This window comes from Pedobacter sp. 01T416_2 (assembly GCF_056398925.1).
Genome location: NZ_JBFTQI010000057.1, coordinates 1 through 13,411, shown reverse-complemented (window position 1 = coordinate 13,411; position 13,411 = coordinate 1). Strand labels below are relative to the sequence as shown.

The window sequence follows — 13,411 nt, the reverse complement described above, 5'->3', positions numbered from 1 at the left end:
ATTTAGTGTAATGTTGTTTAAAATGGTATCCGAAAACAAGAAAACATCCTGAAGTACAGTAGCAATATTGCTCCTTAAGTAATCCAGATCAAAATCTTCGATATGAATGCCATCTACGGTGATATCTCCCTTTTTTACTTCATAAAAACGGTTCAGGATATTAATTGTGGAAGATTTACCAGCACCCGTTGCCCCCACCAAGGCCACAGTTTCGCCAGCCTTCACTTCGAATGTAAGATCTTTCAGCACATAGTTTTCGTCGTTATAGGCAAACCAAACCTTTTCGAATTTAATATTTCCGTCTAATTTGGTTGGCTTTTGTCTCCCCGTATTTGGCGTAGTTTCATCAGTATCTAAAACTTTAAAAACACGTTCGGCACCTACCATTCCCATCTGCAGCGTATTAAACTTATCGGCCAACTGGCGGATCGGTGTAAATACCATACCCAGGTACATAATAAACTGTGTGATGGTTCCAGGCGTTACATCCAACGGTTTGGAAAGAATACTTTTTGCGCCGTACCACACCAACAAACCCAACGACATGGCCGAGATTAACTCCACCACCGGAAAAAAGATAGAATAATACCAGTTAGAACGGATATTGGCATCACGATAGCGCTTGTTAATGGCGTAGAATTTTCTGTATTCCTGTTTCTCCCTGGCAAAATACTGCACAATAGATACACCCGTAATGTGTTCCTGCAAAAAAGTATTCAGGTTAGAAACCTCATTTCTAATTTCCTGAAAAGCCACTTTAATCGCTTTCTGAAATTTCCGGGTAGCAATAATCAACAATGGAATGGGCAAGAGCACCACTAAACTCAATTGCCAATCGGTATATAACATGACGCACACAATCACTACCACCTGCAAACTATCGCCTATCATCGAGATTAAACCTTCCGAAAAGATATCGGCAATGGTTTCCAAATCGGAAACCGTTCTGGTAATTAATTGTCCGATGGGCGTTTTATCGAAGAATTTTAGGCGGAGTTTTGTAATGTGGTTAAAAACATTGATCCGAAGATCGCGGATAACCGATTGACCTAATGTATTGGTTAAAAGCGTGTGGTTATATTGAATCAAAGTTTGTAAGATCAACATAAAGATCATCAACATGGTCATATTCACCAGACCAGAATAATTTCCGGTTAAAATATAATGATCGAGTGTATACTTAATTAAAAACGGACGGACCGGAGAAATGGCCGCAAGCAGAATGGTTAAAATAACCGACCACACAAAAACGGCACGGTAAGGCTTTACATATTGAAAAATACGTTTCAGTAATCCGGTGTTGTATACGTCGCCTGTAACTGCCATTTTTTTTTAGTTTTGAATGAAAGAATTTCGAATTATTGAATGTTATAGATACTTTTTCATTCCCTCATTCAATCCCTCTCTCATTCAATCATTTTATATAATCGTATTCTATCTTCACTAAATACAAACCGCAGGCAGGCACCGATTGCCCGGCCTTACTGCGGTTTTTACTTTCTATTATTGCTTTAAAATCTGTTAAATTTATTTCTTTTTTACCGATCTGTACCAAAGTACCCATAATGGCTCTTACCATGTTGCGTAGAAAACGGTCGGCCTGAATGGTAAAAACCAATCCATCTTCCTGTCGCTCGAAAACGGCTTTGCTTATTTTACAGTTATTGGTAAAAGTTTGCGTGTTTGATTTACTAAAACACGAAAAATCGGTATAGTTTAATAACAGTGCCGCTGCCTCGTTCATTGCTTCCACATCCAGTTTATCTTTAACCAACCACGATCGGTTAAGTTTAAAAGGATTCTTTTCGAAGTGAAGGTAATATTTATAAGCACGGGCAGTGGCATCGAAGCGGGCATGGGCATCATCATGTACCGGTATAATCCGTTTTGCTGCAATTTGATAAGGCAGCATGGCATTAATACCGGTTACCCCACTTAAAACCTTTGCCTCTTCTACACTTTCAACATCAAAATGCGCATAAAAATCAGTAGCATGCACGCCTGCATCCGTTCTTCCACAGCCCAACGTTTCGATGGGCTGTCTAAAAAAAACAGACATAGCCTTATCTAACAATTCCTGAACGGTAATTGCATTAGGTTGTGTTTGCCAGCCATGGTATAAGCTGCCATCATAAGCCAATTGGATGAAGTACCTTTTTTTACTCAAAGCGATGCAAAAATACTTTTTTCCTTTTATTTAGAAGGAAAGCGTTCTACATTTATTATAAGTAGCCATAACTAAGGCTTAGCGGTATTTTTCTCGTCAAACTGCCACTTATTATCGTAAAAACCGGCCAGCTTAATGCCTTTGCTTCCTTCTTTTGGTAACTCAGATGAAAAAATCATAAAATCAGGGAAACCACTACCTCCAGCAAAATACTGGTTGGCATAAGCCGCTTTCATCCCTTTTACTCCAGTACTGGCCACTACGCCTATCAATAGTTTATTGTCGTGCTGAGGCCAAATGTAATATGCGGCTAAATCATCGCCTTTCAACACATGTTGTTTCGTGGTTATTTGCGAATTGCTTACTTGTATAGGACAATCTTTAAGTAATTTATTCCAGGCTGTATTATTTTCGGAGTTTCCATATAAAATAATATTACGCCCCTGGTATTTTGATGCTGAAAATTCTTTATCCATAATGATATCAATAGCTCCATTGCCCCGGTAATACCAGCTTTCAGCATCGTATTTGGCTTTATTTAAATTAGCCAGATTGACTTCGGCAGAACCGTTTGTTCCTACCACAAAAACCATTTTATGATTAAAAGCTTCTTTAAATGTGCCATATCGTAACGGATTTTTATCTCTTTTGTCAATTTTGGTGATGATTTGCCACGCATCGTTATTTTTCTCTAAAAACAGGGTATCGTTAACGCTTTGTGTGGTATAATTAATAACTGTTAAACTATCTAAAGTAATTTTTATGGGTGTTTTTGCAACATAATCTGTTAAAGCCAATTTTAAAAGCGCAACGTTCTCGGTTTTACCAACAATGGTTGATAGCTTCCTGTCTCTTGTTAAAATGATGCGACTATATTGTAAAGGCTGCGTTTGCTGATAAATAGTAGCCCAGCGATAAGTAGACGAAATTCCGGGACTGGATGTGGTAAAATCGATGCGGTTTACAGCAGAATCGGCAGCAATAGTATGCCACTTAAAAAAACTAAAAATAGGTGGCCAATCTACACTTTGATCACCGAACCAGTGCTCGCCACCTGGATATTCATAATAACTAAAATCGGCATGAAAACCAGCAAGCAATTTCTTCATTTGCCTTGCATAACTAACAGGCACTACCCTATCCGCATCGCCATGCAAAACATAAACGCCCAATGGTGTATAATTAGTCACTAATTTCGGAACATCGCTCTGGTTGCCAGCTCTTAACAACATCCTTTCGACCATATTTTTACTACTATCAGGGATTTTCCCATCGGCAGAACCGTAATCTTTAAGCGAAGCATAACCTGCGGCAGGCGCAATAGCAGCCCATTTATCGGGATAAGTGGCGCCTAAAAACCAGGTACCATGTCCACCCATAGAATGGCCGGTGAGGTAAATCTGTTTATCGTTCGGTTTAAACTGATCCTTTGCCAACGCCAGCACTTCTAAAGCATCCTGTCTACCCCAATCTTCCCAATTAAAACCACGTGGCCTGCGGTTAGTGGCAGCAACTACCGTTCCCCAATCTTTAGATTTATAGGCTTTAGCCTGACCAATGGCTTCAACACCTGCACCGTGGACCGACAGAAATAATGCTGAATTTGGTTTCCAGCCGTTAAGTTGCGGGGTAACTGCGAAATACTGCAAGCTGCCATCAATTTTACTGATAAAAGTCTGTTTATAGCTTGATGAATTTGCTAAAGCTTCAATTACAATCGTTTTCTGATCTACATTTGTTTTGTTCTGTAAGAGTTGTATTTCGAGATTATAATTACCTGGTGTGGTTATGGTACTTGCATCTAACTCAAAAATCACCTTCCTCATGCTCAGTTTGGCGATACGCGAAATGGCCACTTCCTGCTGTTTACCATTTAAAACAGTTTTGATTTGCAAATCATTAACATCTTTCAAAGAAGAATTACTTACCGTTAATGCCCCTTTTAGTACACCATTTGCCTGATTGAGCACAATACTCGGTAAAGTAACGTCGTCTGTATGGATGATTAACTTTTTAGCATTAATAATGATCATTGGCAATATGCTGGCACCTCTTACAAAAAGCTCGTTTACACCTTTTTTTAATTGAACCGGAATATTCATATAAGCCGATGCATAGGGATCGCCCATATGTGGGGTACCATTGAAAAACAAACTATTGCCTCCAACTACATTTAAAATTGCGGTTTGTTCTTTTGGGGAAGTATAAGTAATGTAGATATAATCAGAACCTCTATCTATGCTACCTGGATTCAGGAAAGGATTATTTGTAGCCTGAAAAGATCTTCTGGAGAATGCACTAAAACGGCCATTAGCATCTGCTTTAATTGCTTTCCACAATATTTTTTGGCCATCTTTTCCTTCAGAAAATGCCCCATTTTCGGTGGGACTCTGTAATTTTCCATTCGCCATTTGCCAGGCCAGTAAATCGGTATAAACGGCTTCGCGGCCATAGCGGCTACCACTGGCTACCGTTAATGCCTGCTCAAATTTAAGGGTATCTTGCGCAAAGGTGTTTGTTGCAGCAAGTAGGAGAATTAGAAAAAGTAAGTTTTTCAGCATAAACGTTTTATTAACAAACTGTTTAATTTCGTTTTTATATTTTACTTGTCATCCTGAGCTTGTCGAAGGATAAGCTTTAAAGGCATTTCGACAGGCTCAACGTGACAACCTGTATAAATTTTTCATCATTTTTTAACCAGTCGCTAAGTATTCCAGTTAAAAATGTATTTCTTTAAAGCAGTAATACCGTGGGTAACTGCTTAACTGAGAAAAGCATTAAATCTGTTATGGTTTGGATGGAAAATCAAATGTATTAAAACTTAGTGTTTTTAACAAAATCTCCGATTAGCAGGAAGAATGTTTTTTCAAGGTTGAAATAGAATCCCTATAATTGTTTATTATTTTAAATTGACATGATACAAAGAATACAATCGATCTGGCTTTTTTTAGCAGCATTAACCTTAGTTTTAATGTTGTTTTTACCTATCGCCACAAAAGATGTTGCAGGAACAGAATCAGCGGTATATACCACCGGGCTATACCAAACTTTAACCATTAAAGCAGGCATAAGTCTTAAAGTTCAATCTTTTCTACCTTTAATTATCACCAATATCGCTGTTGCATTTATTTGTTTAATGAATATTTTCAACTATAAAAAAAGAAGTTTTCAAAAACGTATTGCCGTTATTTCGATCATACTAATTGGAGGTTTTGCTTTTTGGTGCAGTGTTTATGCTAAAAAACTACCTGGCGGTATTGAAGGTGCTAGTTTTGGTGTTGGAGCATATTTGCCTGCCTTAGCTATTTTATTCGTTGTACTTGGCATTTTCGGCATCAATAAAGATGAAAGATTAATCCGCTCGGCCGAAAGGTTAAGATAATTCGCTTATGACTTACAGAAATACATTTACCGTTCTTTTTATCTGTTTACTCTTTTCGTGCAAAAAAGGCGGAAGCAAATCTGAAATAAATTTCCCATTAATGCTACAAACAGAAAATCTGGTTAAAAAATCGGAAACACGTTTATTTACGGCGAACGGTGAAATAAAAGATCAAAATATAATTAAGCAGTTTATTAAAAACGAAAGCATCTTTATTTTACCAGATCACTAGGTTGCAGATGGTAGCAGTCTGGTTTTTTCAACTAATGATGTGGCAACAATTGACGGAAATGTAAACTATACAGTAGTAAAAGACGGAGATTTAATTTTGTTCTACTCTCCAAAAACCGTGTTAACCAACAATCAACTCATTGATCAGATTTTTAAATACCGGGCTCCAATAACTCCTATCCCAACTCAGAATGGATACAACTTTATTACACAGGAAGTAAGGGTTGCCCGTGGGGATTACGATAAATTTTCATTTTCGAGAACAGTTTTTTTGCTAAAACGCGGAGCCACTTCAAAACAATTGGGGATTACATTTAACGATATTGCAGATGATATAGTTTCCAAATTGACAGCTCAGGATACCCTGGCCTATTTAGAAACCGCACTGATTATGGCCCGTTAACGACTCAAAAAACAAAATAGTTTGATTAAAACTATTTATCTAATATTAATTTTAAATATTTTTTGGCACTAATCTGCTTTGCAAACATTTTCAACTTTAAAAGTAGAAGCGCTCAAAAGAGGATTACAATGCTGACCATCATTACTAATTGCCGGTTTTGCATTTTGGTGTAACTTTTATGCCCACACTCATTATTTTATTTTTGATTCTTGCCATCTTCGGCATTAACAAGGATGAAAGATTGATACGCTCGGCTGAAAGCTTGCGCTAATTCTTTAATTTTAACAGAAAATTACCTCTCTCTATGCACATTAAAATAAATCATGCGGTTAACTATATCTGTTTAGTGGTTTTGCTTTGCGGAATCTTATCATGCAACAAAAGCATCCATACTTTTGAAAAAGCCAAAATCGAAAAAAGTGTTGATTCTATTTACCTTAAACAGAGAATAGCCGAAATAAAAGGTTTAAATACCGATGTTTTTACAAAAGGGTCATTCAAAGGCGCTGGTGGTACACCAATTGTATACCGTTTATTAAAACCAAAAAGTACAAACAGAAAACTTCCACTGGTAATTGTATTTCATGGATCAAACGCGGTTGGAAACGACAATAGCAGCCAGCTGGGTATTTTGGCAAAACTATTTGCTACGGATGAAATACAGGCAAAATACCCAGCTTTTGTTTTGGCACCCCAGTTCCCTTCGCGATCATCAAATTACGTGATGGACCAAAGCAGAAATCTACTTACCTCTGTACCACAGCCGTGTTTAACAACCGCATTACAGCTGATTGATAGCTTAAAAAGCAATTTAAATATTGATGTGAATAGGATTTATCTGATCGGTTTTTCGATGGGGGCTTCTTCTGTGATCAATGCCTTATCGTTAAAACCAGATTTATTTGCCGCAGGCATAAGCATTTCTGGCATACCGCAATTCGACAAAGTAAAAACACTCACGAACATTCCAATTTGGTTGATTCACGGAAATATGGATACCGAAAACCCTTTTAATAGTGATGAAAAGTTTTTTGAAGAGGTAAAATACAACAACAGAACCAGGTTTTGGGAATTCGACAGTCTGGCCCACAACGATATTTTCGCTCCCGCAATTTTAACTGACGAACTGCCCCATTGGCTGTTTAAATACAAACATAAATAGCTGCTTTACCCCAGCAACCTAAACCCGGTTGRCGTGAAAATCCTTTTTAAAACCTGAAAGGTTTGAAAAAGATTGAAACAGAAAACGGGACTGAGGTAACCTAAGCACAACTGCAGCCGCTTTCCAAACAAAAAACACGTGTTCTTGTTGCAATCACGACCTCAATTTAAACCTTCTACACCCTACCTTTTCCATCATCCATCTTACATCTACTGTTACTTCCTTATTTTCAAATATTTAGCTTAAAAAACTATTTACTTGATTATCTGTGAAATACGAAATATTAACCTTACCTTTGCGGCTCAATTAAAAATAAAAAGACGAATGACAAACCCATTTCAATTATTGGGGATAAGTGATGACGTCGTTAATGCCGTAAAGGATCTTGGATTTGAAACTCCAACACCTATTCAGGAGCAAAGTATTCCTGTACTGTTAGAAGGCACTAATGATTTTGTTGGTTTGGCCCAAACAGGAACAGGAAAAACAGCCGCATTTGGTTTGCCGCTGTTAGAACTAATCGATTTTAAAGTTAATAAACCACAGGCATTGATTTTATGCCCTACCCGTGAGTTATGCTTGCAAATCGCTAACGACCTTAAAAACTTTTCTAAAAACGTTGCTAATGCCCACGTTGTTGCCGTTTATGGTGGCGCGAACATTATGCAACAACTACGCGAAATACGCCAAGGCGTTCAGATCGTAGTGGCCACGCCCGGCCGTATGTTGGACATCATTGGCCGTAAAGCCATTGATTTTTCTTCAGTTAAATATGTTGTGCTTGATGAAGCTGACGAGATGTTGAACATGGGTTTCCAGGACGACATTAACGACATTTTATCAACTACTCCTGATGACAAAAAAACCTGGTTATTCTCGGCTACCATGCCTGCAGAAGTTCGCCGTATAGCTAAAAACTATATGGACAACCCTGTTGAATTAACCATGGGCACAAAAAATACAGGTAATGTAAACATCGAACACGAATATTATATTGTTCGTGCACGTGATAAATACGCTGCCTTAAAACGTATTGTAGATTTTAACCCTGAAATTTTTGCCGTAGTATTTTGTAAAACCAAATTGGATACACAAGATGTTGCCGAGCACTTAATTAAAGATGGTTACAATGCTGATGCCTTGCACGGCGATTTATCGCAACAACAACGTGATAAAGTAATGCAACGTTTCCGTGAGCGTAACATGCAGTTGTTAATTGCTACTGATGTTGCCGCACGTGGTATCGATGTAAACAATGTAACACACGTAATCAACTATTCTTTACCTGACGAAATTGAAAGTTATACCCACCGTTCTGGCCGTACAGGCCGTGCTGGTAAAACTGGTATCTCTATCTGTATCATCAACTCTAAAGAAGTTGGAAAAATCCGTCAGTTAGAACGCATTATTGGTAAACAATTTACCAAAGCTGAGCTTCCTACAGGATTTGATGTTTGTGAAAAACAATTGTTCTCTTTGGTACATAAAGTACACAATGTAGAAGTTAACAACGAACAGATTGATCAGTACATTCCACGTATTATGGATGAATTTGCTGATTTATCAAAAGAAGATGTAATTAAACGTTTTGCTTCATTAGAATTTAACCGTTTCTTGGATTACTACTCTAAAGCACCTGACTTAAATGCTGCAGTTGGCGACGACCGCGGTGCAGACAGAGGCGAAAGAGGTGCCGGACGTGGACGTGGTAGCGAAGGTTACACCCGTTTGTTCATCAACTTAGGTTCTGTAGATGAGTTTACCCGTGGCGATATGTTATCATTTATCTGTAACAACGGTAAAATTGGTGGCAAAAGCGTTGGTAAAATCGATTTAAAAGGTGTTTTCTCTTTCTTTGAAGTGGAAGACGACGTAGCTGACAAAGTTTTTGAAGGCTTTAAATCTGTTGAGTTTAACGGTCGTCAGGTACGCATCGAGAAAAGCGGAGACGGTGGTCGTGGTGAAGGCGCAGGTGAAAGACGCGGTGGTGGCGAAAGACGTAGCGGTGGCGGTGAACGCAGAAGCGGCGGTGGCGGCGGTTATCGTGGCGGCGGCGACAGAAAATCTGGCGGTGGTAGTGGAAGACGTGAAGGTGGAAACAGCGGTGGCGGTTTCAGAGATTTCTCTGGACGTAGCCGTGACGACAAAGGTGGTAACACTGGAGGTCCACGCAGAGAAGGCGGAAACCGTGAAGGTGGCAGTGGCGAACGCAGAAAAAAATGGTAAATCACTAAACCAAATATTTTACAGCCGTTCTGATTATTCAGAGCGGCTTTTTTTATGGGTAAATTTTGTTGTTTTGAGGATCGTCATTTCGAGCGAAGTGCAACGCAGCCGAGAACCAGGTAGTGCTCAGCGAAACTAAATCTACAGCAGCTCTCTCGCGCGAAAGTTCGGGACTACACTACATCCGATAGCTATCGGATCGAGATGACGATCATTCTATATATATGTGATGTCAGATGTTACCATCTGACTTTTCTTACTAAATCAATCTCCAGTCAGATGGTAACATCTGACTTCACACCCAATTTTTGTTTAAAAACAGCTATAAAACATTATATTTAACGTTTAGATATACTAAACACGATCATGCGTTATTTAAAGTTTTTCATCGTTTTATTTTCACTATTCATCAGCAGTAAACTTTCTGCCCAACAAAAGGTTTCTGATCAAAAAATGCAGTGGTTTGCTGATGCCAAACTGGGTATTTTCATCCATTGGGGTATTTATTCGGTTAATGGTATTTCCGAATCGTGGTCGTTTTTTAACAACTACATCAATCATGATGCTTACATGAAACAGCTTGATGGTTTTACCGCTGCAAAGTACAAACCAGAAGAATGGGTAAACCTGATTAAAGAAAGTGGCGCCAAATATGCCGTAATTACCACAAAACACCATGATGGTATTGCCCTTTGGGATAGTAAAGCTCCCTTAGCCACTACCACACTAAAAAATAGTGCTGCCAAAAAAGATTTAATCACTCCATTTGTGGCCGAACTTAAAAAATCGGGTCTTAAAACAGGGTTATATTTTTCTCTACCTGATTGGAGCTACCCGGATTATGATGGTTTTACCCGCGACAGGAAACGTTATGATTATAAACAGGATACACCACGCTTTAAAAAATTCCAAAATTATTTTCAAGGGCAGTTAAACGAACTTTCGGCCAAATATAATCCTGATCTGGTATGGTTTGATGGCGATTGGGAGCATAGTGGAGAAGAATGGCAGGCCAAAAACATATTGACAAATTTACGCAAGGTAAATCAGAACATCATTATCAACTCTCGCTTAAACGGGCATGGCGATTACGATACACCGGAGCAAGGTGTTCCCGTTGTAAAACCAAACTCACCAGAATGGGAACTTTGTTACACCATGAATGATTCGTGGGGCTATCAGCCTTATGACAATCATTATAAATCATCAAACATGATCATCCGCACGCTGGTTGATTGTATTAGCATGGGCGGTAACTTATTGCTTGATATTGGACCAAAAGCAGATGGAACCATTGCGTCAGAGCAGGTTAAAATTTTAAAGGATTTAGGCCGCTGGACCCAGAAACACGCAGAGGCCATTTATGGTACACAGGCCGGGATTCCAGATGGGCATATTATCGGTAAAACTACCTTATCCAAAAACAAAGATGTATTGTACCTGTATCTCGATTATAAAACCAAAAACGGGATTTTACTATCAGGTATAAAATCAAAAATAAACAAGATTGAAGTAGTTGGTAGCAAAGCTCAGCCATATACAATTAAGCTAAATGAAACAGATTATCTGCTTAATTTAAAAGATGCCGATTTTGACAGCGATGTAACCGTTCTAAAAGTATCATTAAACGGCCCTATTCAGCTCGATGAAGACAAACAGGAAACCCTTTCGCTCGCAGACTTATATGCTGCGCCCAAACAACGGGGTTTGACCAACTTAAATCTAAACAGGCTGACCATTAACTTAAATGCGGGTACAAATGTATTTCAAAATACCGGTTTACCTGCTGATGGCTTAGACTTTAACCCTGGAATTAAAAGCGCAGATCAAAAGATTAGCAATTGGGTAATTAAAAACGCAGAAGCGCTATACAAAACAACGGGCGGAATTCCGTCTGGACATTACCAAGGCAATACGGCACTTTCTGCAGATAAACAAACCCTTTACTTATTTGTAGAAGGCACGCCAACCGGGCCAATTGCCATTAAAGGTTTAAAAAACAACATCAGCAGGATCAGGATTGTGGGTGAAGGTACCATGCTACCGCACGAAATTTATAACAAACTGTATTGGAGCAAAATACCGGGCATTGTTTACATTCCGGTACCCAAAGATAAACTAGATCCCGAATTAACCGTAATTGCAGTACTTTTAGATAGCCCGATTGATTTGTACCGCGAAAAAGTTGGCGCGATTGAAAGCAACCTCTAATTATTTAACAATTGTAAAATAGTGGCGCGACTTTACGATTATCCTTAAATTGCATTACTTTCGCACATCATGCAGGCAAAATATATCTCATATCAGGAAACCGGATCATTTTCAAAACTGGTTTTAGATTATATTAACGACGAAAATCAGCTTAAAGCTTTTTATAGCTATCGTCCTGATATGGAGGGTTTAGCCAAAGCAATTGAGCATAGAAATTTTTTAGGCAATAGAGAAACTTTAGTTAAGGTTTTACAAGATCAATACCAGCATTTACAGCCCAATAAATCGGTTACCAAAAACATAGAACTTTTAGGTTCAGCGAACACCTTTACGGTTACAACGGGCCACCAATTGAATTTATTTACTGGTCCACTTTATTTTATTTACAAAATTGTAACCACCATTAATTTAGCCATCGAGTTAAAAATGGCACATCCCGATAAAAATTTTGTTCCGGTTTATTGGATGGCAACAGAGGATCACGATTTTGATGAAATTAACCATGTAAGTGTTGATGAAAAGAACATTAGCTGGATACAGCAAACCAACGGCGCCACCGGAAGACTAAGCACCAAAACCGTTGCCGCAGCGGTAACGGCTTATAAAGGATACCTCGGGATCTCTAAAAACGGAAAACGAATTGCCAAATTGGTAGAACAGGCCTATTTGCAACACGATAATTTAGCCGACGCCACCAGGTTTTTGGTGAATAACTTATTCGAGAAATATGGTCTGGTGATTGTAAATGCGGATGATGCACAACTAAAAAAACAATTCGCGAATATCATTACCGAAGATATTATTCAGCATAATAGTGCAAAAAATATCGACGAAAGTTCGAAAAACCTGGAGGATTTAGGCTATAAAACACAGGTGAATGGCCGTGATATTAACTTCTTTTACCTTATCGACAATCTGCGTGAGCGTTTGATCTTCGAAAAAGGAAAATACATTGTAAATCATACAGACATTAGTTTTACGGAAGCGGAACTAAAAGCCGAAATCGAATCACATCCCGAGCGTTTTAGTCCGAATGTGGTAATGCGGCCCATGTACCAGGAAGTGATTTTGCCAAACATTGCTTATATAGGTGGTGGTGCAGAAGTAGCTTACTGGATGCAGTTAAGGGCAAATTTCGACTTTTATAAAGTTGATTTCCCAGTTTTATTGCTTCGTAACTCAGCTTTATTGATTGATAAACGCAGTGCGCAGAATTTATACCACTTAGGTTTTTCTTTAGAAGATATATTTTTACCAGTTGAAGCGTTAAAAAACATTTGGGTAAAGCGAAATACAACTGCCCAATTGAGCTTGGCTGATGAAACCAGGGCCATTAACAGCATTTTCGATCAAATTAAGCTAAATGCCTATAAAATAGATAAAACGCTTTCCGTATCAACAGATACAGCAAAACAGCGGACCAATCATTTATTGGCTAACCTGGAGAAGAAACTATTCCGCGCAGAGAAAAGGAAACATGAAACGGCATTGCTGCAGATTGATAATGTAAAGAAAAGACTTTTCCCGAATGGAGCACTTCAGGAAAGAACCTTAAATATTGCACCCATGTATGTAAATTATGGAGAAGATTTTCTTTCCTCATGCATAGAAAACTTCGAACCACTGGGA

At 38.6% G+C, this 13,411-nt stretch carries 10 protein-coding genes; 7 read left to right on the top strand and 3 right to left on the bottom strand.

Annotated elements, in window-relative coordinates; translation table 11 throughout:
• The 3 genes from AC1DPQ_RS04315 to AC1DPQ_RS04305 all read right to left on the bottom strand — a co-directional run.
• Positions 1 to 1,326 (bottom strand): ABC transporter ATP-binding protein (locus AC1DPQ_RS04315; RefSeq protein WP_477608097.1); only part of this gene is annotated, 1,326 nt, incomplete at its 3' end.
• Between the two features lie 88 nt (positions 1,327 to 1,414).
• On the bottom strand, positions 1,415 to 2,167 hold the full coding sequence (gene truA, locus AC1DPQ_RS04310; protein WP_477584670.1) for a tRNA pseudouridine(38-40) synthase TruA: 753 nt from the start codon (positions 2,165 to 2,167) through the stop codon (positions 1,415 to 1,417).
• Positions 2,168 to 2,238: 71 nt separating this feature from the next.
• Positions 2,239 to 4,728: a prolyl oligopeptidase family serine peptidase gene (locus tag AC1DPQ_RS04305; protein WP_477584669.1), complete on the bottom strand. Its 2,490-nt coding sequence runs from the start codon at positions 4,726 to 4,728 to the stop codon at positions 2,239 to 2,241.
• A 353-nt stretch (positions 4,729 to 5,081) separates the two neighbouring features.
• On the opposite strand from AC1DPQ_RS04305, the gene AC1DPQ_RS04300 reads away from it, so the two are divergent.
• The 7 genes from AC1DPQ_RS04300 to bshC form a co-directional block, all read left to right on the top strand.
• Positions 5,082 to 5,549: a DUF4293 domain-containing protein gene (locus AC1DPQ_RS04300; RefSeq protein WP_477608095.1), complete on the top strand. Its 468-nt coding sequence runs from the start codon at positions 5,082 to 5,084 to the stop codon at positions 5,547 to 5,549.
• Positions 5,550 to 5,820: 271 nt separating this feature from the next.
• Positions 5,821 to 6,183: a hypothetical protein gene (locus AC1DPQ_RS04295; RefSeq protein ID WP_477585778.1), complete on the top strand. Its 363-nt coding sequence runs from the start codon at positions 5,821 to 5,823 to the stop codon at positions 6,181 to 6,183.
• 178 nt (positions 6,184 to 6,361) lie between these two features.
• Complete coding sequence (locus AC1DPQ_RS04290; protein ID WP_477585776.1) at positions 6,362 to 6,454, top strand: hypothetical protein; 93 nt, start codon at positions 6,362 to 6,364, stop codon at positions 6,452 to 6,454.
• A 33-nt stretch (positions 6,455 to 6,487) separates the two neighbouring features.
• On the top strand, positions 6,488 to 7,345 hold the full coding sequence (locus AC1DPQ_RS04285) for a carboxylesterase family protein (RefSeq protein WP_477608093.1): 858 nt from the start codon (positions 6,488 to 6,490) through the stop codon (positions 7,343 to 7,345).
• A gap of 324 nt (positions 7,346 to 7,669) precedes the next feature.
• The gene (locus AC1DPQ_RS04280) at positions 7,670 to 9,571 is read left to right on the top strand and encodes a DEAD/DEAH box helicase (RefSeq protein ID WP_477608091.1); all 1,902 of its coding nucleotides are present in this window, start codon (positions 7,670 to 7,672) and stop codon (positions 9,569 to 9,571) included.
• Positions 9,572 to 9,937: 366 nt separating this feature from the next.
• A complete protein-coding gene (locus AC1DPQ_RS04275) occupies positions 9,938 to 11,782 on the top strand; it encodes an alpha-L-fucosidase (protein WP_477608090.1) in 1,845 nt (614 codons plus the stop codon).
• Positions 11,783 to 11,851: 69 nt separating this feature from the next.
• On the top strand, positions 11,852 to 13,411 hold a 1,560-nt coding region (gene bshC / locus AC1DPQ_RS04270), incomplete at its 3' end, for a bacillithiol biosynthesis cysteine-adding enzyme BshC (protein ID WP_477608088.1).